The 22901-nt window shown below is 70.3% G+C and carries 24 protein-coding genes and 1 tRNA gene; 5 read left to right on the top strand and 20 right to left on the bottom strand.

What is annotated here, in order from left to right:
- From AB1578_10070 to serS, 8 genes are all read right to left on the bottom strand, one after another.
- On the bottom strand, nucleotides 1–462 hold a 462-nt coding region (locus tag AB1578_10070; GenBank protein ID MEW6488244.1), incomplete at its 3' end, for an ADP-ribosylglycohydrolase family protein.
- Nucleotides 463–578: 116 nt separating this feature from the next.
- Nucleotides 579–851, bottom strand: a complete 273-nt coding sequence (locus AB1578_10065; protein ID MEW6488243.1) for a hypothetical protein — start codon at nucleotides 849–851, stop codon at nucleotides 579–581.
- The gene (locus tag AB1578_10060) at nucleotides 848–1393 is read right to left on the bottom strand and encodes a hypothetical protein (GenBank protein ID MEW6488242.1); all 546 of its coding nucleotides are present in this window, start codon (nucleotides 1391–1393) and stop codon (nucleotides 848–850) included. The genes AB1578_10065 and AB1578_10060 overlap by 4 nt, the downstream gene beginning before the upstream one ends.
- A 145-nt stretch (nucleotides 1394–1538) precedes the next feature.
- Entirely contained in the window at nucleotides 1539–1973 is a 435-nt protein-coding gene (locus AB1578_10055; protein MEW6488241.1) for a type II toxin-antitoxin system VapC family toxin, read from the bottom strand.
- Complete coding sequence (locus tag AB1578_10050) at nucleotides 1951–2262, bottom strand: type II toxin-antitoxin system Phd/YefM family antitoxin (protein ID MEW6488240.1); 312 nt, start codon at nucleotides 2260–2262, stop codon at nucleotides 1951–1953. The genes AB1578_10055 and AB1578_10050 overlap by 23 nt, the downstream gene beginning before the upstream one ends.
- Nucleotides 2263–2471: 209 nt before the next feature.
- Nucleotides 2472–2663 carry a hypothetical protein gene (locus AB1578_10045; GenBank protein ID MEW6488239.1) on the bottom strand — a complete coding sequence of 64 codons (192 nt, stop codon included), beginning with the start codon at nucleotides 2661–2663 and terminating at the stop codon, nucleotides 2472–2474.
- 175 nt (nucleotides 2664–2838) lie between these two features.
- Nucleotides 2839–2926: transfer RNA gene (locus AB1578_10040), tRNA-Ser, on the bottom strand.
- A gap of 27 nt (nucleotides 2927–2953) precedes the next feature.
- Nucleotides 2954–4222 carry a serine--tRNA ligase gene (serS, locus tag AB1578_10035; protein ID MEW6488238.1) on the bottom strand — a complete coding sequence of 423 codons (1269 nt, stop codon included), beginning with the start codon at nucleotides 4220–4222 and terminating at the stop codon, nucleotides 2954–2956.
- 155 nt (nucleotides 4223–4377) lie between these two features.
- On the opposite strand from serS, the gene amrA reads away from it, so the two are divergent.
- Nucleotides 4378–4935, top strand: a complete 558-nt coding sequence (amrA, locus tag AB1578_10030; protein MEW6488237.1) for an AmmeMemoRadiSam system protein A — start codon at nucleotides 4378–4380, stop codon at nucleotides 4933–4935.
- 120 nt (nucleotides 4936–5055) lie between these two features.
- Here the strand turns inward: amrA and AB1578_10025 are convergent, their stop codons facing one another.
- The 11 genes from AB1578_10025 to AB1578_09975 form a co-directional block, all read right to left on the bottom strand.
- Nucleotides 5056–6192 (bottom strand): divergent polysaccharide deacetylase family protein, encoded by a 1137-nt coding sequence (locus AB1578_10025; GenBank protein MEW6488236.1) that lies wholly within the window; start codon nucleotides 6190–6192, stop codon nucleotides 5056–5058.
- Complete coding sequence (locus tag AB1578_10020; protein ID MEW6488235.1) at nucleotides 6182–7507, bottom strand: S41 family peptidase; 1326 nt, start codon at nucleotides 7505–7507, stop codon at nucleotides 6182–6184. Before AB1578_10020 ends, AB1578_10025 begins: the two co-directional genes overlap by 11 nt.
- 37 nt (nucleotides 7508–7544) lie before the next feature.
- Nucleotides 7545–9227, bottom strand: a complete 1683-nt coding sequence (locus AB1578_10015) for a Na/Pi cotransporter family protein (protein MEW6488234.1) — start codon at nucleotides 9225–9227, stop codon at nucleotides 7545–7547.
- 125 nt (nucleotides 9228–9352) lie between these two features.
- Nucleotides 9353–10135 (bottom strand): dihydropteroate synthase, encoded by a 783-nt coding sequence (locus tag AB1578_10010; protein MEW6488233.1) that lies wholly within the window; start codon nucleotides 10133–10135, stop codon nucleotides 9353–9355.
- Between the two features lie 81 nt (nucleotides 10136–10216).
- On the bottom strand, nucleotides 10217–11233 hold the full coding sequence (locus tag AB1578_10005) for a DUF4388 domain-containing protein (GenBank protein ID MEW6488232.1): 1017 nt from the start codon (nucleotides 11231–11233) through the stop codon (nucleotides 10217–10219).
- A gap of 3 nt (nucleotides 11234–11236) precedes the next feature.
- Complete coding sequence (locus tag AB1578_10000; GenBank protein MEW6488231.1) at nucleotides 11237–13021, bottom strand: hypothetical protein; 1785 nt, start codon at nucleotides 13019–13021, stop codon at nucleotides 11237–11239.
- Between the two features lie 123 nt (nucleotides 13022–13144).
- Complete coding sequence (locus tag AB1578_09995; protein MEW6488230.1) at nucleotides 13145–13519, bottom strand: DUF1844 domain-containing protein; 375 nt, start codon at nucleotides 13517–13519, stop codon at nucleotides 13145–13147.
- A 62-nt stretch (nucleotides 13520–13581) separates the two neighbouring features.
- The gene (locus AB1578_09990) at nucleotides 13582–14034 is read right to left on the bottom strand and encodes a GNAT family N-acetyltransferase (GenBank protein ID MEW6488229.1); all 453 of its coding nucleotides are present in this window, start codon (nucleotides 14032–14034) and stop codon (nucleotides 13582–13584) included.
- Nucleotides 14031–14867 (bottom strand): hydrogenase iron-sulfur subunit, encoded by an 837-nt coding sequence (locus AB1578_09985; GenBank protein ID MEW6488228.1) that lies wholly within the window; start codon nucleotides 14865–14867, stop codon nucleotides 14031–14033. The genes AB1578_09990 and AB1578_09985 overlap by 4 nt, the downstream gene beginning before the upstream one ends.
- A gap of 51 nt (nucleotides 14868–14918) precedes the next feature.
- The gene (locus tag AB1578_09980) at nucleotides 14919–15191 is read right to left on the bottom strand and encodes a 4Fe-4S binding protein (protein ID MEW6488227.1); all 273 of its coding nucleotides are present in this window, start codon (nucleotides 15189–15191) and stop codon (nucleotides 14919–14921) included.
- 183 nt (nucleotides 15192–15374) lie between these two features.
- Nucleotides 15375–16301 (bottom strand): MBL fold metallo-hydrolase, encoded by a 927-nt coding sequence (locus AB1578_09975; GenBank protein ID MEW6488226.1) that lies wholly within the window; start codon nucleotides 16299–16301, stop codon nucleotides 15375–15377.
- A gap of 518 nt (nucleotides 16302–16819) precedes the next feature.
- Here AB1578_09975 and AB1578_09970 point away from each other — a divergent pair.
- Both AB1578_09970 and AB1578_09965 read left to right on the top strand, forming a co-directional pair.
- Nucleotides 16820–17617 (top strand): hypothetical protein, encoded by a 798-nt coding sequence (locus AB1578_09970; GenBank protein ID MEW6488225.1) that lies wholly within the window; start codon nucleotides 16820–16822, stop codon nucleotides 17615–17617.
- Between the two features lie 479 nt (nucleotides 17618–18096).
- The gene (locus AB1578_09965) at nucleotides 18097–18906 is read left to right on the top strand and encodes a DUF3750 domain-containing protein (GenBank protein ID MEW6488224.1); all 810 of its coding nucleotides are present in this window, start codon (nucleotides 18097–18099) and stop codon (nucleotides 18904–18906) included.
- Nucleotides 18907–18974: 68 nt separating this feature from the next.
- Here the strand turns inward: AB1578_09965 and AB1578_09960 are convergent, their stop codons facing one another.
- Nucleotides 18975–20933 carry a hypothetical protein gene (locus AB1578_09960; protein MEW6488223.1) on the bottom strand — a complete coding sequence of 653 codons (1959 nt, stop codon included), beginning with the start codon at nucleotides 20931–20933 and terminating at the stop codon, nucleotides 18975–18977.
- 326 nt (nucleotides 20934–21259) lie between these two features.
- Between AB1578_09960 and AB1578_09955 the strand changes: the two genes are divergently transcribed.
- Both AB1578_09955 and AB1578_09950 read left to right on the top strand, forming a co-directional pair.
- Nucleotides 21260–21427 (top strand): FmdB family zinc ribbon protein, encoded by a 168-nt coding sequence (locus AB1578_09955; protein MEW6488222.1) that lies wholly within the window; start codon nucleotides 21260–21262, stop codon nucleotides 21425–21427.
- A 102-nt stretch (nucleotides 21428–21529) separates the two neighbouring features.
- Nucleotides 21530–22901, top strand: a 1372-nt coding sequence (locus tag AB1578_09950) for a hypothetical protein (GenBank protein ID MEW6488221.1), incomplete at its 3' end; no start/stop codon positions are given.

The following is a 22901-nucleotide window of genomic DNA, read 5'->3' as shown; positions in this document are numbered from 1 at the left end:
GAGTGCCCGCAGCGTCTCCCCGTGGCCGGCCCTCGCGCGCAGACAGGCCTTGGCCGCCACCAAGGCCTCCGGCAGGTCGGCCCCGTCGGTCAGTTCCAGGATCAGCACGGCCAAGACCCCGCCGGTCAGCGAACCGGTCGGGTGGCCGTGGGTCAGCGCCGCAAGTTGGGCACCCAGATGGAAGGCATCCTCCTGCGCCCGATGCTGCCCCGACCGCCAGGCAAACAGGCCAACCGGGGCCACCCGCATCACCCCCCCGCAGCCCTTGCTGTCGTTGCGGGCCGGGTCGCCGGGGGACTTCATGGCGCGCAAGACGGAAAGGCACGTGGTGCCCGGGGCGCGCCGCTGGTGAAGCCCGCGCCGCTGGAAGAGCCAGTCCGTCCTCTCCTCGTCGAGCTGGACGTGGCGGGAAGGCCGCTCCCCTTGGGTCTGGAGCCAACGCAGGTAGGCGTGGGCGGTCATGCCGGCCCACCCATGGCGACGGCTTCCAGTGCAACGCCCGCTTCCCCCGCGCCGTTCCCGGTGAGTCTGGACGCGCTCTGGGATCTCGATCAGGTCACGGATGTAGGTCATGTCGGTCACGGGTCACGGGTCACGGGTCGCGGACCTGTCTGCCTCTTCTGGATCTGCTCCAGGATCTCATCTCGCTCGCTTTCCGAGAAATCGGCCCCGTAGAACCTCAGGAACAAACGCTCCTCCAGGCGCTCTTCTCCCTGTGCCCGGAGCCCTGCCAGCGTGAGCGCTTTCGCCGTCTCGAACATCTCACACCCCATTCGCAGCCGCTCTGCGTTGGGCCGACTCAAAAGCAGGCCCCGGTAGATCCTCGCCGCCTCGGGGGTCGTGTCGTTCACGACATCACCTCTTCTAGGAGGTCCGAAAGGCTCAGTTTCGCTGCCCAGGTCGCCAGGTACTCGCGATCCAAGTCGGCGACGGCCTCGACCAGGTTACGCACGTCGCCGAGTTGAAGCTCCGAACGGCTGTCTCGGGCCCAGTCGAGTTTCGACAGGATGAGATCCTCGGGCGCCACGATGTGGAACGAGACGCCCAACACCGCCACCTGCCGGCGCCGCGAGAACTCGAGCCGCCGGTACTCCGTGTCTTTGCGGACGATGCAGTCCACCTTGACCATGAACCCCTGGTGGATGAGGTTGAACATCGTCCGCCGCGCCAGGGCGGTGGCCGCCGCCTCGGGGCTGAAGTAGTAGTCCTCCCCGAGCACCCGCTCGAGCTTGCCCACGTCGCCCTGCCGCAGCTCCACCACCAGGTCGATGTCGCGGGTCATCCGCGGCAGAGCGTAGTAGTTCATGGCCACCGAGCCGCTCACCATGTAGGGGATGCAGGCCCGGTCGAGGCGCGAGACGATGTCCTTGAGGACTTCCAGCTGTTCGGTCAATGGGCTCCCCTTCGACTCGTAGGGCGGGGCTTGCCCCGCCGTGCGACCTCACACAAGCTGCTGCTGCTTTGGTTTCCGACCCCGCCTCTTCCCAACCTTCGCCGGCGGCGACCAGGCTCGGATGGCATCGGGGACTCGCAACCTCCTACGGCATATCGAGAGCGCAACGCACCCAGGGCAGGGCTGCGCCCAGATGCCGGACCAGCTTGCGGTCCGCGGTCCAGAACTCGGCCCCCAGCCGTTCCGCCAGGGCGAGATAGTGGGCGTCGTAGGTGGCGGGCAGCCCGGCCCGGCGGGCAAGCAACACCGCCTCGACGTGCAGGGCGTTGTCGCCGATGAGTTGGACGGGCAGCGCCAGCACGGTATCCAGTGCCTGCTGCACCTCCTCCCCGATCAGCTCTCCCGCCCTCTCGTAACGGTACAGGGCATGGGTGACCTCGTAGTACAGAAGCGTCGGAGCCACGAGAGTTCGGTCGGCGGACTGCCATGCCTCCCAGAGCCCCTGCACTCGCTCGCTTTCGGGCGTATCTACCAGGAGGCGGACGACGACGCCGGCGTCAACGCACAGGGGCGAGTTCATCGGTACGCTCCTCACGCATCTCGGCGATCACGTCCTCAGGTGCCGGGAGCGGTCTGCCACTTCTGCGTGCCCGGATCGTCTCTCGCAGCGCCCGGGCGCGGGCCAGCACCTCAAGACCGCCCCGAAGGTGTTGCGCCTCTTGGAGCTTGCCATAGGCCGCCATGGAGAGGAGCACGGCCTCGGGGCTACCCCCTCTTTCCACGATGAGAGTCATGTTCTGCTCCTTCACCCGCCGGAGCCATTGGCCAAAGTGGACTCGGGCCTCGGTGGCGCTGATGCTCTGTTCCATCGGTACTCTCCCCTCTTCGGTTCGAATCCATCAATGGTTCGATGGATCAAAGCATACCATGAAGGGGGTCACGGGTCGCGAGTCACGAGTCGCGAGTTAATCGTCAAGGGCATTGGACCCGCGACCCGTGACTTGTCCATCCCGACTCGGGACCCGCGACCCGTGACTTGTCCATCCCGACACGCGACTCCCCGGTGCACGTTCTGGAGTCAGGGGTCGGGGATGCGTGCCCACTGGGCGCGGGTGATGACCGCGCCGAATGTGCCGTTGGGCTTGGCACGGTGGAGTACGTCGAGGAGTTCCCGCACGAGGACGGCCGTGTCCCCATAGAGCTCCTTCCAGGCGAGCAGCCACCTTCCGAGGGCTTCCTGCTCCGGGCCGGCTGCTTGTGCCAGGTTCACGGCCTCCATCGGGTCGGCGTACTTCCCTTGGCAAGGTCTCGCCCGACCCACGCGACAACCTGCCGGATCAAGTCGTCAATGGACGGAAGCGGACGGTCCCGGACGCAAGACAGGCCGGAAACCCTTGTATTGCTTGGGTCGTCCGGCCTTCGTTGTATCTGCCTGGATCAAACCTTGGCGGAGGGGGTGGGATTCGAACCCACGGTACCTTTCGGTACGGCGGTTTTCAAGACCGCTGCCTTCAACCGCTCGGCCACCCCTCCGGGGGTTCGGGACGCGGGCTTCGGGGTTCAGGCGATCCGGTCGGTGCCCATGTAGGGACGAAGGGCCTCGGGGATCAGGACAGAGCCGTCGGCCTGCTGGCCGTTCTCGAGAATCGCCACCAGGGTGCGGCCCACGGCGAGGCCCGAGCCGTTCAAGGTGTGGACGAGCTGGGTGCCCTTGCCCCCCTTGGGGCGATACCGGATGCTTGCCCGCCGGGCCTGGAAGTCCTCGAAGTTCGAGCAGGAGCTGATCTCGCGGTACACGCCCTGGCTCGGGAGCCACACCTCCAGGTCGTAGGTCTTGGCGGAGGAAAACCCCAGGTCCCCCGTGCACAGGCTCACCACCCGGTAGGGAAGCCCCAGGCGCTTCAAGATCTCCTCGGCGTTTGCCGTGAGCCCCTCGAGCTCCTCGTAGGAGCGGTCGGGGTGCGCGAACTTCACGAGCTCCACCTTGTCGAACTGGTGCTGGCGGATCATTCCCCGGGTGTCCTTGCCGTAGGCGCCGGCCTCGGCCCGGAAGCACGGGGTGTAGGAGACGTACCGCACCGGGAGGTCTTCCTCGGGCAGCACCTCGTCCATGTGGAGGTTGGTGACCGGGACCTCGGCGGTGGGGATGAGGTAGTAGTCGGTCCCCTCCAGGTGGAAGAGGTCTTCGGCGAACTTGGGGAGCTGGCCGGTGCCGGTCATGGCCCGGGAGTTGACGAGGAAGGGGGGCAGCACCTCCAGGTAGCCGTGCTCCCGGGTGTGGAGGTCCAGCATGAACTGGATGAGGGCCCGCTCGAGGCGGGAGCCCAGGCCCTTGAGGACGACGAAGCGGGCGCCGGAGATCTTGGCCGCCCGTTCGAAGTCGAGAATGCCGAGCCGCTCGCCCACTTCCCAATGGGGCAGGGGCTCGAAGTCGAAGGTCCTGGGCTCCCCCCAGGTGCGCACCACGGGGTTGTCCCCCTCCCCCTCCCCCGAGGGCACGGAGGCGTGGGGCGCGTTGGGCACGCGCAGGAGGAGGTCGTCCAGCACGGGCTCCACCTCCCGCAACGACGCTTCGAGCTCCTTGATCCGCTCCCCTACCCCGCCCATCTCGGCTACCAGGTCGGCTGCATCGCCTCCCTCGCGCTTGCGCTGGCCCACCCGGCGGGAGATCTCGTTTCGGCGGTTGCGAAGCGCCTCCAACTCCTGGAGCAGGTCGCGCCGGCGGTCGTCGAGGGCCAGGATGCGGTCCAGGTCGACCTCGGCCCGGCGCCGCTTCAGGTAGGTGCGCACGGCGTCGGCGTTGTCGCGAATCCACTTGATGGCCAGCATGGGTCCTCCCGGGAAGCCGGTGGGGCGAGGGGCGGATTATAGGAGCCGGTTTTTCGCAGCGTCAACGCCTTTCCCCTGCCTTGATCCTGCCTTGACAGCTCCCGAGCCCCGGCAAAGATTGGCCCCACGTGCGCCACGCCCCCGGAGAGCCGCCGATGCCCCTGCAACCCCGAGACCGCCGCACCCTGCTTCGGATCGCCCGAGACGCGGCGGCGGCCGCCGCCCGCCGAGAGCGGTTTTCGGCGCCCCCGCCCGAGTCCGCCGCCCTGCGGGAGCCCCGGGGAGCCTTCGTCACGCTGCACCGCTCGGGCACGCTGCGCGGCTGCATCGGGACCTTCGAGGCTTCCGCGCCCCTCTATTCCACGGTGGCGGAGATGGCCCGCTCGGCCGCGGTGGGCGACCCCCGCTTCGAAGTCCTGCGCCCCGCAGAGCTGCCGGAGGTGGAGGTGGAGATCAGTGTGCTCTCCCCCCTGCGCCCGGCCCGGGCCGAAGAGGTGGTGGCGGGGCACCACGGGGTGTACCTGGAGCGGGGGTACCAACGGGGCGTGCTCCTGCCCCAGGTGGCCGTGGAACACGGCTGGGACCGGGAGACCTTCCTCGAGCAGACCTGCCGCAAGGCCGGCCTGCCCCCGGGGGCCTGGCGGCACGGGACGACGATCTACGTGTTCGAGGCCGAGGTGTTCGGGGAGGAGGCGTGCGAGGAAGGAAACTGACGGGCCCGGCACCCGGGGTTCCGTCGCGGAACGAAACGGCACGCCCCCACCATCGTCTGCGACGCCGGCTCTTCCCGGCAGGCCCGGTTCGCGCGCCGACCTGGCGGGGCGAGCCCCGCCCTACGGCTTTGCCGCTGACAGCGGACGGCTGGCAGCCGCCCGCTCCATCGACCCCCCTCCCCTCCTTCGCAGGCCCTCCCCCAGGGGCACTACCTGCACCCCGGCCGCCTCGATGGCGGGGGCCCACCGGGCCAGCGCCCGGTGGGTGACGGCGTGGGGGTGCCCGATGGCCACGGCGAACCCCCCGGCCCGCGCGGCCTCCACGGCCTTCTCGATCTGCCGGCCCACGGCCTCCTCGTCCCGGTCGTTGTCGAGAAAGACGTCCCTGCGGGCCCACCGCAGCCCCGCCCGGCCGGCAGCCTGGGCGGCGACGCTGCGCGGGGAGGTGAGGCTGTCGAGAAAGTACAGCCCCCGGGCCGCGAGCTCGTTCATGACCCACCTCATGGGCAATTCGAGCTCGGTGAGCCGGGAGCCCATGTGATTGTTCACCCCCGCCGCTCCGGGAACGGAGACGAGGTTGCGGGCCACGGAGCGACGCACCGCTTCTTCGTCCATGCCCTCCAGGAGGGCGCCTTCCCCCGGATCGCGCTCCGGATAGCCCTGGGGCTGCATGGGAAGGTGGAGCAGGACCTCCCGGCCCCGCTCTCGGGCAAGGTGGGCCACCTGGCTGCTCAGGGGAAGGTGGGGCAGGATGGCCGGGGTGATGGGCAGGGGAAGGTCGAGAAACGCCTGGGCCTCCTCCCGGCTCCGGCCCAGATCGTCGATGACGATGGCGAGCAGGGGCGTCGGAGGGAGGGCGGGCGGCAGGGACCACCAGAGCTCCACCGGGAAACGCCCTTCTCCCGCCCGGAGCTCCAGGCCCAGCGCCCCCTCACCGTGGGAGGTCTCCACCACCCGGGCGCCGTGGCGCTGTGCGGCGGCCTCCAGCCGCTGCCGCAGGATCCGGCCCGCGGCACGGTCGGCCACGGCGACCCGGGTGCCCCGGGGATCGAGCGGGCCCACCAGGTCGCTCCAGGCCCGGAGGGCGCGGGAGGCGTCCGAGGGCTGAAAGGAGGCCCCGGGGGGGGGCTCGGGCCGCCGGGGAAGCTCCCGGTAGAGATATCCTCCGGCCAGGCCCACGAGCAGCGCCAGGACGACCGTGCCCGCCCAGCCCAGGAGCCGGCGCCGCCCCCGCCTGGCCTTTCGCCTACGGGCCACCGCTCCCCCGCGCAGGGTTCCGGTCCGCCCCGCTGCCCAGGGCCTGGAAGATCTTCCACCCCTTCAGCAGCTCCAACGCCCGCTCCAGCTGCAAATCCTCCGCCGCCTCTGCAGCCTCGGGCCCCGGCTCGGCCGCCTCGATGGGGGGGTGCTCGAAGTGCCCGCGAAGGTCTTCTTCCCGGGTCTGGCCGTGGGGCGGAAGCGGCTGGACCACCGTGACGGCGCCGCTGGGAACGTGCACGTCGGGCACGATCCCCTTGGCCTGGATGCTCCGGTCCGCAGGGGTGTAGTAGAGGGACGTGGTCACCCGCAGGCCCGACCCGTCGGAGAGGGGCAGGATGGTCTGCACGCTCCCCTTGCCGAAGGTGCGCTCCCCCAGGACGAGGGCGCGCCCGTGGTCCTGGAGGGCCCCCGCCACGATCTCGGAGGCCGAGGCCGTGCCCTCGTTGACGAGGACGATCAGGGGCAGATCCGGCTCGTCGCCGTCGTCCCGCGCGGTGTAGATGACCTCCTGCTCCGGGTCCCGCCCCCGGGTGGAGACCACGGTGCCCCCCTTGAGGAAGAGATCCGCCACCTTGACCGCCTGGTCCAGGAGCCCCCCGGGGTCGTTTCGCAGGTCGAGGATCAGGCCGTCCAGGGGCCCCTCTTCGGAGAGCTCCCCCAGGGCCTTGCGGACCTCGGCGTGGGTACCCTGCTGGAACTGGGCGACCCGCACCACCCCGATCCCGTCGACCCGCCGGGAGCGCACGCTGCGGATGCGGATGACGTCGCGCACCAGAGTGAAGGCCAGGGGGCTCTCCAAGCCCTCCCGCAGGACGTGGATGGTCACCTGGGTGCCCTTGGGGCCCCGCATCCGCCGCACCGCCTCCATGAGCTCCATGTCCTGGGTGGGCTCCCCCTCGATCATCACGATCACGTCGCCGGGCTGGATGCCGGCCACGGCAGCGGGGGTGTCCTCGATGGGCGCCACCACGGTGAGCCGGCCGTCCCGCACCGAGACCTCGATGCCGAGCCCGCCGAACGCCCCCTCGGTCTCGACCTGCATCTCGCGGAACATGTCGGGATTGAGGAAGGAGGAGTGGGGATCGAGGCGGGAGACGATTCCCTGCACCGCGCCGTAGACCAGGTCCTCGGCGCTGATCTCCTCCACGTAGTCTCTCTGTACGATATCGAGCACTTCGGAGAGAACCTTCAGACGCCGGTAGAGGTCGTCCCGGGCCTCGGGGGCGAGCTCGGGGGCGCGGGCCGAGGGACCCTGGACCAGGGCCAGACCCGCCAGGACCACGGCCAGGGAAAAGAGGGCGGTTCGTCGCAAGGATGACTCCGGTGCGCGGCGGGCGCGGGTACGGGGTTCAGCGGGCTCCGGCCAGGAACTCCGCCACATTGTACGCGTGGTCCCCGATCTTCTCCAGATTGGTGAGCATGTCGATGTAGATGAGGCCCGGCGCCACCTGGCACGCCCCCTCCTGGAGGCGGCGGATGTGCCCCTCCCGCAGGTTGTCCTCGAGGTGGTTGATCCGGTCCTCGAAGGCCCGGGCCTGGGACAGGATCGCCGTATCCCGCGTCGTCATGTGGTGGGCGGCAAACCCCACAAACTCCTGGGCCACCGCGAAGATGTCCCGGATGCCTGCACGGGCGTCCTCGGTGAACTCGATCTTGTTGCGGTGCATGCGCGCCGCCAACTTGGCCAGGTTCTCGGCGTGGTCCCCCACCCGTTCCAGGTCGGCGATCACGTGGAGCATGTCGGCGACCTCCTTGGAGGCGTCCGCCGAGATGGACTTCTGGGAGAGGTGGGTGAGGAAGTCGGTGATCTCCTTCTGGAGCAGGTCGACCAGTTGCTCCTTCTGCACCACCCGGTTGAACGACGCCTCCTCCCCGGTCTGGAAGTACTCCCAGGAGCGCCGCAGCATGGCGTCGGTCACCTGCGCCATGCGCGCCACCTCCAGGCGGGCCTGGCCCAGCGCGATATCCGGTGTGTCGAGCACCTTTGGGTTGAGATACTTCAGGTGAAACTCCAACTCGACCGCCCCGGCCTTGTCGGGGACGAGCCAGCTCGCGGCGCGGGTGAGAAGCCCGAGCAGGGGCAGGAAGACGAGGCAGTTGACCACGTTGAACAGGGTGTGGGCGTTGGCGATGTGGCGGGCGATGTAGGGCTTGTCTCCCACGGCCCCCCCGAGGAGGGCCGCTTCTTCGGCGGTCTGGATCACGAAGTCGGGATTCCCCGGGGTAATTGCGTCGACCAGCTCCATGAAGAGGGGAAGGACGAGCAATATCCACGCGACCCCGCACAGGTTGAAGAGCGAGTGGGCCCGGGCGGTGCGCCGCGCCGCCGCGTTGGTGCCGATGGATGCCAGGTTGGCCGTGATGGTGGTGCCGATGTTGTCCCCCAGGATGATCGCGACGCACGCCTTGAAGTCCAAGAGCCCCGTCGCCGCCAGCGCCATGGTGATGCCCACGGTGGCGGAGCTCGACTGCACGATCATGGTGAAGATCGTCGCCACTCCGATGGCCAGGAGCGGGCTCGCACCGAAGCGGATGAACCACTCCTGGAACATGGGATCCGAGCGCAGGGGCCCGAAGGCGTCGCGCATCACGGTCATACCGAAGAAGAGCAGGCCGAAGCCCAACAGGATCTCTCCGGTGTTCTGCCACTTCTCCCGCTTGGTGAAGAGCTTGAGCCCCATGCCCGCGCCGATGGCGGGCAAGGCGTAGTGCTGGATTTTAAAGGCGATCAGCTGGGCGGTGACGGTGGTGCCGATGTTGGCCCCGAGGATGACCCCGACTGCCTGGGTCAGGTTCATGAGGCCCGCGTTGACAAACGAGACCACCATGACCGTGGTGGCGCTGGAGGACTGCACCACCGCCGTCACCACCAGGCCCACCAGGAGCGCGACGATCCGATTCCGGGTCAGCATCTGGAGCAGCTGGCGCAGCCGCGCCCCGGCCGAGCGCTGGAGGCCCTCGGACATGATGCGCATGCCGAAGAGGAACAGGCCCAGCCCACCGACTACGCCGAAGGCCATCTGCTGCATCATCGACGGGGCTCCTTGGCGGGGGGAAGACGGGAGGCGCAGGGTACTTCAGAAGGGGGGACGGCTTCAACCCGCGCAGAGCCCTGGGCAAACGCCGCCAAACCGGCCCGGCGGGAGGCGCCCCGTGCCTACAGGAGCTCTTCGGGGGCAAAGAGGCGGCGCCCCGCCAGCACGTCCAGGGCACGCACGGTGCGCAGCACCCCCGGATTTCGCACGTCCGCCATCACGTGGGTCAGGCCCGCCCCGGCGGCTGCCGCCAGGAAGACCTCCTGGAGCCACGGCACTCGCCCCCTTGCGGCCGCACCGGTGGTGAGGTTGGACAGCCCCAGGATGGTCTTGACCGGCTGCCCCAGCACCTCGGGCAGGCGGCGCAGCACCTCGAGCAGCTCCGCGTCGTACTCCTGGCCGTCCACCCAGCCCAGGGGAGCGACCACGGGGTCGAACCACAGCCGGTCCACGCCGACGCCCCGCGCTTCGCACCGGCCGGCGAGCTCGACCGCCAGGGCGAGCCGCGCGTCGACTCCCCGGGGGATCCCCCGGGCCATGAGCAGTACGACCAGGTCCGCGCCCCGGTGGGCCGCGACCTCGAGAATCTCCTCCCGCCCCGAATCGCCGGAATACCCGTTGCACACCACCGGACCCTGCCACAGCTCGCAGGCGCGCTCCATGACGGGGGCGCGTAGCGTGTCCACCAGGAGACCCCCCCGCCACCACGGCGCGAGGGCCCCCAGGACGAACGCCATCGCTTCGGGCCCGCCCCAGCGCCCGGCGCCCAGGTTCACGTCCAGGTACGCGGCTCCGGCGCGCTGTGCCTGCTCGGCAAGCACCTCCAAGGGCCCCACGTCCTCCTCGCGCACGGCACGGGCCACGTCCGGATGGGTCACGGTACAGTTCTCGGCCACGAGGATCACGAGGCGCTCTCCCGGAAGAGGACGACGCAAAGGGACGAGTCGGGTCTTGCAACCGTGCGCTACACCAAGGGTGGGGCCGCTTCAGCGGTTGCCCTGGGAGGGTTGGGAGCCCTCTTCCAGGCCTTCACCGGCCGGAGGCGAGGGGGAGGGGCGCTGGGCGTCCTGGCGCACGAAGGGCGCCCCGGCTTCCCACCGTCGGCCCCGCTCGACCACGGCACCGGCCTCCGCACCCGCTTGCCGAGCCGCCCGGGCAAGGCGGCGCACGGTGTCGACGCCCTGCCCGGCGAAGAGGAACAGCAGAGCGGCCGCCAGGGCGGCCAGACCCAGCGCCGCCAGGGCGTCGGGGACGCGGGAGAGGCGGGCGGGCTTGGGCTCGACCCGGGCGTAGCGGGCGGCCCCCAGGGGGGTGATGAGCCCCTTCTCGCACAGGTGCGCCAGGGCCTCCCACCCCACGAACTCCCCCAGGCGCGCCCGATCCACCACTTCCCTCACGGTCAGCGTGCCATCCACGAGCTGGTAGACCCGGCTCTGCGCCCGACCGAGGTCGGTGGCTTCCGGAGTCTCGGCCACGCGCCCGTAGACCTGCTTCTCGGAAGGAACCCGCTCCAGGAGCTTGGGCCACTCGTCGAGCTGGCGAAACCCCTCCATGAGGAGCTCTCCCACGTCCATGGGTACGCTCACCCCCTCTTCCGGTTCCACGGGGCCGGGAACGAACCGAAAGCTCCCCCGGCGCAGCTGGAGCAGGCGGTATGCCGTCTCCCGGTGCTGCAGGGCGAGCACCCCCTGGAAGTCGGCGATGCGCACCACGCCCATGCGCAGCAGGATGTCGCCGAGCCGCCGCAGGCTCTGCCGCTGTGCATCCAGGGCCTGGGCGAGCTGGGCCGCGGTGACGAGCCCAGACCGGACCAGGAGCGAGCCGATATACTCCGCCGGCGTTCGCTTGTCGGGCCATGCCTCCAGGAGATTGCCCTCCAGGAAGCGAAGCCGCGCCAGCCCGTGCGGAGTCTGGATCTCCAGGGTCCCGGTCTTGCCCTGCTGGGAGATGAGCTGGAAGATCTCGGAGATGCCGAAGGACTCGATGTTTCCCTGGAGCGGCATGGCTCAGCCCTCGGCGCCGGAGGGTCTGCGGGTCGCCGTCCACAGCGCCGCGCAGTGGACCAGGACGAGCGCCGCCGCGGCGCCCCACGGACGCCCCGGAGGCGACCACGGCAGCAGCGCCACGGGGTACAGGACCCCCAGGGCGACCCATCCCGCCAGGCCCGCCCACAGGGCTCCGACGGTGAGCTGGACCAGGGAGCCGGTGGCGAGAAACGAGCTCCAGCCCGGCATCAGGGCACCGCCCAGCCGCAGCCAGCGGGAACGCCGGGCCTGCCACGCAGCGATGTGCCGCGTCTGGCGCTCCTTCTCCGCCGAGTCCGCTTCGTCTTCTCGCTGGGCCGCCCAGCAGGCGGGACACAGGAGCGTGCCCCTGACCCGGCGCCCGCACCGGGGGCACACCAGGAACCCGCAGGACGGACACCGATGGCTGCGACGTCCGCTCCCGGCCTTGGCGGTGGAGAGGAGCGCGCCCAGTGCCAGCACCGCGAAGAACGCAGGATTCCAACCGGCCGACGCAAAGAACAGGCCCCGGGAGAGGGTGCCGACCCAGGGCGCCGACTCCCCGCCCCGGCCCAGGAGCTCATCCCGGATCCACTCGGCGGGCAGCGCCGGCGCGATGGGGACCAGATGCCGGGCCGCCTCCGTGGACCGCTTCCGGGTTCGATCCACTCCCGGGGCGCCCAATCCCCGCGCCCGCTCCAGGGCATCGTCGGCGAGACCGAGCTCGAGCCGGTCCAGGTGCACCACGTGGCGGTTGAGCCAGGGCAGCGGATCCCGCGGATCCTCCTCGCCCGCCCTCGAGAACGCCGCCAGGGCCTCATCGGTGCGCCCCTGCTGGAACCGCAGGGTCCCGAGCTCCTGGTATATCAGGGACCGCGGTGCGGTCGGCAGGGAGAGCGCCTGCCCCAGGAGGGCCGCCGCGTCCTCCTGGCGATCGGCCCGGCGCGCGACCCGGGAGCGGGCAAACAGGGCCCGGGCGTCGCCGGCGGAAAAGGTGCGCTCCAGGTCTGCCGCGAGCGCTGCTCCGCCGTCGCCCTTCCATACCCGGTAGAGGGCCCAGGCCCGTTCGCCGGGGGCGCCGGCGACGGCCGAGAGCGCGTCCAGGGACGCGGGAAGAAGGCAGCCCACCCCCAGACACGCTCCCAGCACCCAGCGTGCGGGGCGGGGAAGGTAGGGCGCGAGGGCCAGGCCGGCGAGCAGGGCGAACAGCGCGGGTCCGGCGCCGGCCGTCCACAGGGCCACGCCGGCGAGCACGGCGAAGATGGCCGGGGTCCGCTCCCGAAAACGACGGGGAAAGCTGTCGCGGTAGTCGTGGAACACGAGGGCGCCCCAGGCCGTTCCCGCCAGCAGCAGCAGGGCCAGGGCGGCGGCCCACGAAGCCAGGGCGGCCCCGGCCCCCATGCGCCGCAGGGCCACGGCCTGGGCCCAGGGATCCGAGAGCACCCGTACCAGCCACCGGGAACCCTCGGCCGAAGCCGCCAGGGGGCGTTCCGGGAAGTAGAGCCGCGCCAGGAACACCCGGGGCCGAGGGTCCGCCGGGGCCGCTTCGGCGGCCAGGCTGGCGAGGCTCTCGGCCCGTGCGGGATCGGCCGCCTCCCGGGCGCGCCGAAGCAGTGCCGCCGCCAGGGGTGCCATGTCGCCGTAGGCTCCGGCGGATCGCTCCGCCTCGAGGCCCGACAGGAAGTCGCCCCTGCGCCCCGGATCGACCGCATCCCCGACCCAACGTTCCGGCAGATCGGAGGCCGAGGCGCACACAGACATGACCCCCCACAGGACCAGTGCCCGCACGCACACCCGCCTCAAGGAGTTCCCGCTGATGGCACCACGCTCCTTCCGCGCTCCAGGCGCCGCGAGGCCCCGGTGCTCCAGGATGGGGGCTGTCCCCTTCGATCTACCGGATCGCGGCCCGAGCTATGGGCCCTTTCGTTCGACCGCGCGGACATACTTGAGCTTGAGCTCCTCCTCCAGGGTCCGAAGCAGGGTCTCCTCGTCCCGGGTGAGATTCCCGCGCGTCTTGGCCTCGAGCATGTCGAAGATGTCGATGGAGTGGCGCGCCTGCTCGAGGTCCACGCTGTACTCCTCGGTCCCCGGGACCGGCAGCTCACCCATCCAGGTCAAGGCCATCTGCCCCAGCCCGAGGACGAACGAGGAAAAATCCACCGGGGGCAGAACCCCCGCCGGCCGCCGCGCGCCCGCCGCTTCCGCGGTGCCTTCCCTTTCGGCCGAAGGGCCCTCATCCTTGACCCCGCGCCGGTCCCGAACGGTAAATCCCCTCTCTTCCGCCATGGGCCACCTCCCGGCTCTGGAACGGTACGTGTTTGGATTCTTTCAGGATATCGATCGGATGGTCAGATGGTTCGTTCCAGGTTGATGCTTCGGGAGGGGGAAAACTGATTGGCGCCGAAGAACTTCGTGAGGTTTCGGTCGTCGACGGACACCAGGGTGCTGATCTTTCGCACCCCGATCCGCCTCACGTGGTCGACGAACTCGCCGATCAACTGCCGCCCGATGCCGCCGTGGTGGCAATCCGGATCCACGCCGATGGTGTCGATGGTCGCCTGGTCCTCGAAGATGCCGTACTCCCCCATGTAGAGCTCCCCCATGACGAAGCCCACGACCTTCCCGTCTTCCTGCTCCGCCACGAGAGAGATGGGCAGGGAATCGGACGACTCCACGATCTTCGCGAACTTGACCTTGTAGTACTCCGCTCGCGGCGCCCCGAGGATCTTTGCGTCGATGCCAACCACGGCCTCGAAGTCTTCGGGGATCATCAGTCGCACTCTCGCGGGGGTCGCACTCATGACGTCTCCTTTCTCTTCTTCCGGACGATCGTCCTCCGGTCGTCCGAAAGGGGCGGCGGCACGGGCCTGCCGGATAGTCGCTGCACCGCTCCGAACAGCGGCGGACACACCTCGAAACAACGCCCGCACTTGATGCACTTGTCCTGGTCGATCACGTGGACGCGGTTCTTTGCGCCGTCGATGGCCTCGACCGGGCACCTCTTGGCACACACCGCACAGGCCTGGCACTTTTCCGGATCGATGTAATAGGACGCCACCTCGTGCAGCAGGCGATGAATCTCGTCCCCCGAATAGAGTCCCTCGTAGGCCGCCGCGGACTCGAGACGCACCTGGAGCTTCTCCCGCTTCTCGACCTTGATGTAGGGTACCAGTTTCGAAATCGCCTCCAGCCGGCACGCCAGCTCGGCCTCGTCGACGCGCTCCGAAGCACCCAGGGGCCCCAGTGCGCGGATGGACTGGCTGAAGTCGTTGACCAGGTCGGAGAACCGGTTGCCCTCGGCGCCGGATAGGAGCTCGATGCGGATCCGCGCCGGGTCGATCCCCACCTCCTCCAGGATCTTCTTGCACAACTGCACCATGCTCAGGGCGTAGAAGTTCCCCTGGGTCGTGTAGTTGCACTCGTTGAGCCGGCAGCCGGCGATGAAGACTCCGTCCGCCCCCTTCTCGAAGGCGCGAAGCACGAAGGCCAGGTCGATCCTGCCCGTGCACATCACGCGGATGAGGCGTACTTCCGTGCTGTACTGTAGTCTGGAAACTCCAGCCAGGTCCGCGGACCCGTACCCTCACCAGTGGCACACGAAACCGACGATCTTGGTCCCTGCTTGCTTTGCCATCCGATTCCACCTCGTCAGGCGTGGAGCCGCGCCGTCCGCGCCGGGGCCACGTCAGGCGCGCGCCACGGCATCATCGATCTGCTGGAAGATGTCTCTTCGAGAAGACTCCTGGAACTCAATGGCCCCCGTGGCACAGAACGAACCGCACAGACCGTCGCCCCGGCACAGGGTAAGGTCCACGGCGGCCTTGCCCCCTCGAGCCGTTTCGCGCAGCCCGATCGCACCGTAGGAACAGATCGAGATGCAGGTGCCGCACCCGGTGCATCGCTCCTCCACGATCACCGCGCAGCTCGGGCCCGAGGATGGAACCTTCTCTGTACGCATGGGGTCTCGCTCCCTCACCGTGCGGCAACCCGTCACGCAGCGTCCCGGGGCGCCGGAAACGCCGGGCTGACGGACGTCAGCCCGCTTGTAACAGCGGGGGGGCACCGCGTCAACAGGACGCGGACACCGGACGCGGGCAAGGGGCACAGGCAGGGAAGATCCCTCGGGTAAAGCCCGCGAGCGTCACGAGGGGGCGCCGGCCTGTGCCCGGAGGATGGCCCGCAGCAGGAACGGAGCTACATCTCGCAAGTAGTCCGGTAGGTACAGCTGCGCCAGAAAATCCCGGTACGCCACCTGGTGGAGCTCCTCCAGGAGGGTCTCCTCGGCCGCCCCGTCTGCCGCCAGGGCCTTGACCCGGGCCGCCAGAGCCAGGGTCTCTTCGCGAAGACGCCGGCACCCGTGGGTTACCGCATCGCGCCCCTCGATCATCAAGTGGAGCGCGTGTCCGTACCCCAGGATGTCCGCGCCCACCGCGCAGACCCGGTCGATGGACGCCAGGGTCTCGTCCACCCCCTGGAAGAACATGGGCAGGAACCCATCCACCTCGGGCAGGTAGAAACCGACCGCATCTGAGACCAGAAGGGCGCCCTCGGTCGGCAGGTGCACCGAGAGGCTGCACGGGCTGTGACCCGGGGTTGCGAGAAAGCGCACCGGGATGCCGCCCAGATCCACGATCTCCCCGTCCTGGACGACCCGGTCGACCGCGATGCGGTCGTACGGCAGAAAGCCGGGCAGCACCTCCAGGGCGCCGAGTTCCTTCAGACGGCTGCACCACCGCTCGTCGTTCTCCCGGAACTGCCCCACGATCTTGGGCTTGTCCAGCACCTCGCGCGCCTTGGCAGACCCCAGCACCTGCGCTCGCGGAAAGAGCCCGCGAAAGTAGGGCAACCCGCACACGTGGTCCCAGTGCGCGTGCTGCACCACCAGGTGCTCGACTTCGCCGTGGCCAATCCCGAGCTCCCGCAACTGCCCTTCGATCCGGGGCACGCTGCCGCTGGCGCCCAGATCCACGAGCGTGCAGCTCTCGCCTCGCAGCAGGTAGGTGAGAAAGAGCTCGTCACCCAGGACATAGAGACTCTCGCTGAGTCGATAGGGGAAGCTGCGTCCCACGGGGGCTCCTCCGGGTCGGGGTATCCACGTTCCAGTCGTGCAGTGTAACTCTCGCGAGACCACGTTGCGAGCGGGGAAGATGGTTTGCCGCGCCCCTCCACGAGGGCGGCGGATCCGGGGGCCCCAGGATCCACCACGGAATCTTCGGGCGGGGTCCGGGAGTCCTGGAGCGCAGCCCCGTGCCGCCTCGACCAATCCGCCACAGCCGGTGGAAACCGGCCAGGCGCACCGGTTCCGCGAGGGACCCCTCGTCCAGTTGTCGCGGATTGCGGGGTCGCTCCCGCCCCTCCTGGACTCCGCGACACTCGCCCTTCCTGGCCAGCGGCGAAGCGCAGGGGCTCCCGGACCCCGCTCGCCACCCAGGCGGCGGATCGCGGGGGCTCCCACCCCTTGAACGGGCAGCGGCAAGCTGGTATCAGTGGCGCCCCGCGCCATGGCCACCATCTTGGCCACCGAAGCTCCTCCTGGACCCGGAGACAATCCTGGACGCGATCTCCCTCTCCCGCCTGCTCGAGCCCTTGACCTTCTTCAAGATCGCGGCGGCGGTCGGGATGGTGCTGGGGCTTTCGACACTGGCCGAGCGGGTGAATCCCCGCTTCGCGGGGGTCTTCTCCGGTTTTCCCTTGGGGTCCGCCATCAGCCTGTTCTTCATGGGCTACGAACTGGGGCCGGACTTCGCGGCGCGGGCGGCGGTGTTCTCCACCTTGGGGCTCACCGCCATCCTCTGCTTTGCATACGGATACTACCTCGCCGTCCGAAGGACCCAGGGGCGCTCTACGGGAGTTGGCATCGCCGCCGGCCTGGCGGGGGGCCTGGGGGGTTACTTCCTGGCGATCCTGGTCCTGGAACGAGCCAGGCTGGGGCTGTGGACCGCCGCCCTCGTCACAACGGCTGCAATCATCGTCTCCGACCGTCTCTTCGGCCGCGTGACCGACGCGGTGATCGACGGCCGCCCCCGGACCGGCCTTGGAACCACCGTCGTGAGGGGCGCTTTCGCCGCGGCAGTCGTTGTCGCCGTCACGACCGCGGCGCGCTGGGTGGGCCCGACGTGGGCCGGTCTGTTCGCGGCCTTCCCCACCACCCTGCTCCCCTTCCTCGTGATCATCCACTACTGCTATCGACCCGAGCACGTGAACACGATTCTCAAGAACCTGCCCCGCGGCCTCTTCAGCCTCGTAATCTACTGCGTCGCCGTGGCGCTGCTCTACCCTCCGCTGGGGCTGGGGTTCGGAACCCTTGCCGCCTACGCCCTGGCCACCGCGTACCTGGTCGGAATCAGCCTGCGCGGCCTGCGTCCCCGTCCAACCGCCCGCTGACCCCCGTCGCGTCCCGCCGTTTCAGAGGAGGCGCTCGCACACCGCCCGGCCGATGCCCTGACCGCCCCCCGTGACCACCGCAGCCGGGCCCGCCCCAGCGGGCGGCGCCGTCACGGGGCCTCCGGGTTCGCGGGCCGGCCCGTCCCTACCCGATTCCGTGCCCACCGACGGACCTTGCTCATGCTCGCTGCCTCGTCTCGATGATCGCCTTGCGTTCGCCGCCCCCCCGCAGAACCTCCCGACCCCGCGCTTCTTCCCGCGGGTCGCCGGACACGGTCAAACTCCCCCTGGCGCAGAGGCTCCCGGACCCCGCTTGCCACCCAGACGGTGGATCCAGGAAGCCCCGTCGGCTTGACCCTGGCCCGGCGGTTCCGTACCGTGGGGGGGTACCTTGGTGTCGTGAACTTGCCGCGGGAGTACCTCCGGATGTTCGGCCTTTTCACACCGCTGTCCGCCCCGCGCCGCCCGTCGGAGCTCTCGTGGCCCCACTCGTCCGGTCGGAAGACTCCATGAGCCTGCGCCGCACCGCGTGGCGGCTGGCGGCCGTCCTGGCCCTTGCGTTGCTCCTCGGCCCCCTTCTGTCCCTGATTCGGCACGACGTGAGCCTGGGGGGCGACTGGCGCACTGCCGACCGCTCCAGCAGGGGCATCGCCCCGGCCCCCGAGGCCACGCCGGAAGCGGTGGTGCAGGTGTACGCCGCCCGCGCGGTCCGGTGGCGGGGCCTGTTTGCCGTGCACACGTGGATCGCCACCAAGCCCGCCGGGGCCGCGGCCTACACCGTACACCACGTGGTGGGGTGGAACGTGCGCCGGGGACGCTCGGCCGTGGTGTCGAGTGCGGAAGCGCCCGACCGGGCCTGGTACGGCAACCCCCCCGAGCTCTTGAACGACCTGCGCGGGCCGGAGGCCGAAGGCCTGATCCCGCGCATCGAAGCCGCCGTGGCGAGCTACCCGTACCCCCACACCTACCGCGCGTGGCCCGGCCCCAACAGCAACACCTTCGTGGCCTGGATCGGGCGTCAGGTGCCGGAGCTGCGCCTGAACCTCCCCTCCAACGCCATCGGCAAGGACTACCTGCCTCGCGCCTGGTTCGGCCGGGCCCCGAGCGGAGGAGGAGGACAGGTCTCCCTCTTCGGCCTCCTGGGCGCCACCGCAGCCCCGGTGGAGGGGCTCGAGCTCAACCTGCTGGGTCTGAACCTGGGAGTCGATCTTCTCGTCCCGGCCCTGAAGCTGCCGGCCTTCGGCCGCCTGGGCCTCTCCCGATCGCCCGGAGCGCCCGCCGGGGGATAGCCGGCCGCGACGGAGGTCGAAGGCCGGCATGGCGGGGTCATCCTTCCGTTGCCCCGCCCCGTGCCCGTCTACCTCCCCGCGGCCAGCCAGCGGTGCCAGTTCCCCTCCAGTTCGTCCAGGGAGAGGTGGAACTCCCGGGAGACGGCGGTCTCCACGCCGCCCCCCTCCCCCAGGGCGGCCAGCACCGCCCGGAGCCGCCAGAAGCCGTGGGTCTCGGTCAGATAGGCCACGGCGCTGTGGGCCTCGTCGTAGCGGTGCCGCACGAGCTCCGCGGAGGAGCCTTGTAGCGCGGCGTCCAGGGCCCTCCAGGGGGTGGGGGGGCTCCTTCGGGCCCTCTCCCGCACCTCGGCCACCCGGTTCCTCCCGGAGTGCCGGGCCGCCTGGAGCTCGGCGAGCCCCTCGTTCAGCCACCGGGGGCACCGCCCCTTGGAGAGGTCGTCCACCACGGCGTGGGTGTACTCGTGGGCGACGATGTAGCGCACAGCCTCGGGGTCGACGCCCGCTGCCGGCACGGGGATCCGAATCTTTCCGTCGTAGAGCCCCCCGGACCACAGGGGGGTCTCGCTCCTCACGTTGCGGTACGACTCCGGCGTGTACAGAAGCACCACGATCCTGCGCCGGGGCCAGTGGTCGAACGCGTTCCCCACCCGCTGCCGCGTCTCGTCGAGCACGCTCCGCAGGTCGAAGCCGCCCAGGGCAGCCCCCACCCCTTCCTCGTGCCTCACGATGAAGTCGTAGCCCTCGATCTCTTGCATGCGCACTTCCGCCGAGAACTCCCGCTCGAGCCTTCCCAGACGCTCGGCCAGCCCCGGGAGCCCCGGCACCAGCTCCCCCGCCCGCACCCAGGCGGCCCGGGCCTCACGCAATCGCTGTTCCTCGTACTCCAGGTCCCCCAGCACGAGATGGGCCGGCGCCCACTCCCGATTCGCCCGGATCGCCTGCTCGACCCAGTGCCTCGCCTTCTCCACGCTGTGACCGCCGCCCCATCCGCGGCGCAATTCCGCGCGCATCGCCTGCGCCCCGGCCAGAAAGAGCCGGCTCAGGTCCTCCCGGAACCGGGCTTCCTCCGGGGCGAGACGCACCGCGGTCTCGACATGGGCTGCCGCAGGCTCCCACTCGCCGTGTTGCGCCAGGCTCGCGCCGTAGGCGTGGTGCGCCCGCGCGAGCTCCACCCGGAGCCGCTCGTCCGTGGGCGCGGCCCGGCGCCGTTCCCGCAGGCGCTCGATGACTGCGGGCCACTCGTCCGGACCGCGAACGGGTTCCCCGAGCCCGCCCTCCCCGTCGAGAGGCGAGCTCTCGGCCCGAGTCTGCATCTTCCCTGCCGGGCCTGCCCCTTGCCCAAGCGCCGCTACGTCCGGACCCTCCCGGTCGTCCGGGTGGACTCCCGGAGACCAGGGGCCCGCCTGGTCCGGACTCTCCAGGGGAACGTAGAACCAGATCACCCCCCGCCGCTCGGCTGCAACGGCGAGGAGCACCAGGCATCCGACGACCGCGGCCGCCACGCCCCAGAGCCGGCCCGGCCGGCGCCTCCGCCGGGGCGCTGGCGGGAGGATCGAAGCCCTTGCCCCGCCCTCGCGCCACCGCCTTTGCAGTCGCTCCCGGACCTGAGGAGGTATCTCCCCGTCCACGTGAAGGTCCACGCCGGAACCAGCCGCACGCCCCGCCACCCGGGCCGTCGCGCTCGGGTTGGCCCGGGCATACGCCCGGCAGAACCTCGCCACGATCTCCGGCGGTTCCCCCAATAGGGCGCGCACGCCGCCCCCCTCTACGGCGATCGCGAAGACCTCGGGGGACGCCGGGCCCCCGCTGCCCTCCCCGCGCACGCTCCACAGGCTTCGGAGTCCCTGTCGCAGCGGCTCTCCGAACCGTCCCTGGAACTGGACCGAGGACTCCTCTCCTATCTCCCCGCGAAGCACGACGAGCCCCTCGCACGACGGGTCTTCCGCCGCCAGTGCACGGCATGCCGCGAGAAGGTCCGGCGGCACCTCGCCGCTCACGACCTCCAGGTGCCCGTGTCGGGCTCTCAATCGATAGCTCATTTGGGTCACGTCGAGTCCGAACCGGTTCGAGGATGCACGCTTGCCCTGTCGAAAGGATCGGCACCAAAGCGCCGCAGGATCAGGAACTCCTTTCGACTCCCCTCGCCCGTCCTCTCTGGGCGGATCGCAATCGGTATCCGAAGGAATGGGTGCCGAACGCAGAACCCTCCGTCGTCGCGCGAATCCGCGCAGTCATCCGAGTCTGGGCAGCAGCCTCGGTTCGCGCGACGCACGATGCGCCTTTCGGCCGCCGGGACGTGTGATATCTTCCTCCCCGGACCGACCAGGCCCTCACATCCCACAAGGAGCGCCCCATGCCCGCCTACGAGTACCGGTGCCTGGATTGCGGGCAGGACTTCACCGTCTTCCTGACCCTTCGGGAGTTCGAGTCACGGCCTGTCCACCGCTGCCCCCGCTGCCGGAGCGATCACACCGAGAGAAAGTACGGCACCGTCTTTGCCAGGACCACCAAGAAGTCGTGAACCTCGGTCCAGGCCTCCCGGCTCCCGGTGCCGCCGGCCGGTTTGGGAGGAGGCCCGAGGGGCGCCCGCGTGGCTCCGGTGCATCGAGGAAAAGGAGTCGGGTTGTTCCGTGGCATCAAGCGCGCGGCGCTCGGGCTTGGCGCTCTCCTTGCGCTTCTCGCGGCGCTTTTCTCCCTCTGCGCCGCGGTGGCGGTGTACCGGCCCGGAGCTTTGCGGCCCCTCATCGAGAGGTTTCTGCGGCCCCCCGGCGGAAGCGCCTCCCTGGATGGCCTGGAGGTGAGCCTGCGCCCGCCGCTCCTCGTCCTGCGGGGCCTCGAGGTACGCGGGCCAGGAGCCGAAGACCGCGTGCGCCTAGAGCGCCTCCGGGCCGTCCCCATTCTGGGGCGTGTCCTGGGCACCGGCCCTTGGCTGCAACGGCTCGAGGTCCAGGGGCTGGAGGTCCGGCGGCACCTCTCCGGGGCGGGAGGCGGTGGGCCGCCGGACTTGTCGCCGCTTTCCCGGCTCTTTGCCGTGGAGGACCTCTCGGTCCGGGAGGCCCGTCTCGATCTGGAGGTCGGCGGCACGGCGGTGACTGTCGCTGGGCTCTCCCTGACCCTGGCCCCGGCCGCCGGGGAAGCGCGGGAGCTCGCTCTGGATGCCGAGGTCGGCCTCGGACCGCCGGGAGGGACGCAGACCCGGGGCCGGCTCCGGGGTGCCGGGCGGATCACCCCGGGGCCGGCGCTCTCACTGCGCCTGGAACTGGCCGTTCCGGGGTTCGAGTTGGGTGACCCGTCCGGGCTGGGTGAGTTGGACAGCCTGGGCGGCGATCTCGAGGCGAGCGCCGACCTCGCCGTGAGCCCGGAACGGCTGGACTTGGAGGACCTGGCTCTGGAGCTCTCCGGTGCCCGCCTGCGCTGGCCTTCCGGAGAGGGATGGGAGCTCGGCACGGTCCGCGCTTCTCTGGGGGGTGGGGTCGGGCTGGACGGCTCGGATCCACGCTTCGATCTCAGCCGGCTCGACGTGGGCGGGCTGCTCCGGGCCCGGGGGAGCCTCTCCGGCCGGTCCCTGGCCGAGCCGGACGGCTGGCTGGAGGGCACCCTGCCCGACGTCGCGCGCCTCAAGGCGGGCCCGTCCCCCCTCTTCCCCGCCGCCCTCCGGGACTTCGCCCCGGAGGGAGAGCTGCCCTTCCGGCTCGAGGGCCGCGCCGGCCGAATCGGTCCCGCTCTCGTGTTGGAGTTGGAGCTCCAGCCCGAAGCGATCGTCCTTTCCTGGCCGAGCCAGGGGCTCGAGGCCCGGCTCGGGGGCACCCTGCGGGTTACGACGCCTCTGGACGCACCAATTGCGCAGGCGTGGACGCAGTCCGCCGTGGAAGGCCGGCTCGAAGCTGTGGCCGACCTGGTGCGCCCGCCGCTCGCGGTGCGGTCCGTGCGTGTGGCGCTTCCGCTCTCGGGCTCGGTCTCGGCGCTGCGGTCCCCGGAGGCATCCCTGTCTCTGG

The sequence above is a fragment of the Thermodesulfobacteriota bacterium genome, from assembly GCA_040756475.1.
In the GTDB taxonomy this organism is placed as follows: Bacteria; Desulfobacterota; Deferrisomatia; order Deferrisomatales; family JACRMM01; genus JBFLZB01.
The sequence above is the reverse complement of the archived record's forward strand: the minus strand, read 5'-3'. Positions and strand labels throughout refer to the sequence as shown.

Bases quoted from the DNA above. Each gene is read 5' to 3' on its own strand.
- AB1578_10015 (MEW6488234.1), bottom strand. From the start codon at position 9,227: ATGATGCAGCAGATGGCCTTCGGCGTAGTCGGTGGGCTGGGCCTGTTC.
- AB1578_09980 (MEW6488227.1), bottom strand. From the start codon at position 15,191: ATGCGTACAGAGAAGGTTCCATCCTCGGGCCCGAGCTGCGCGGTGATC.
- amrA (MEW6488237.1), top strand. From the start codon at position 4,378: ATGCCCCTGCAACCCCGAGACCGCCGCACCCTGCTTCGGATCGCCCGA.
- AB1578_09995 (MEW6488230.1), bottom strand. From the start codon at position 13,519: ATGGCGGAAGAGAGGGGATTTACCGTTCGGGACCGGCGCGGGGTCAAG.
- AB1578_10055 (MEW6488241.1), bottom strand. From the start codon at position 1,973: ATGAACTCGCCCCTGTGCGTTGACGCCGGCGTCGTCGTCCGCCTCCTG.
- AB1578_09990 (MEW6488229.1), bottom strand. From the start codon at position 14,034: ATGAGTGCGACCCCCGCGAGAGTGCGACTGATGATCCCCGAAGACTTC.
- serS (MEW6488238.1), bottom strand. From the start codon at position 4,222: ATGCTGGCCATCAAGTGGATTCGCGACAACGCCGACGCCGTGCGCACC.
- AB1578_09955 (MEW6488222.1), top strand. From the start codon at position 21,260: ATGCCCGCCTACGAGTACCGGTGCCTGGATTGCGGGCAGGACTTCACC.
- AB1578_10050 (MEW6488240.1), bottom strand. From the start codon at position 2,262: ATGGAACAGAGCATCAGCGCCACCGAGGCCCGAGTCCACTTTGGCCAA.
- AB1578_10005 (MEW6488232.1), bottom strand. From the start codon at position 11,233: ATGCCGCTCCAGGGAAACATCGAGTCCTTCGGCATCTCCGAGATCTTC.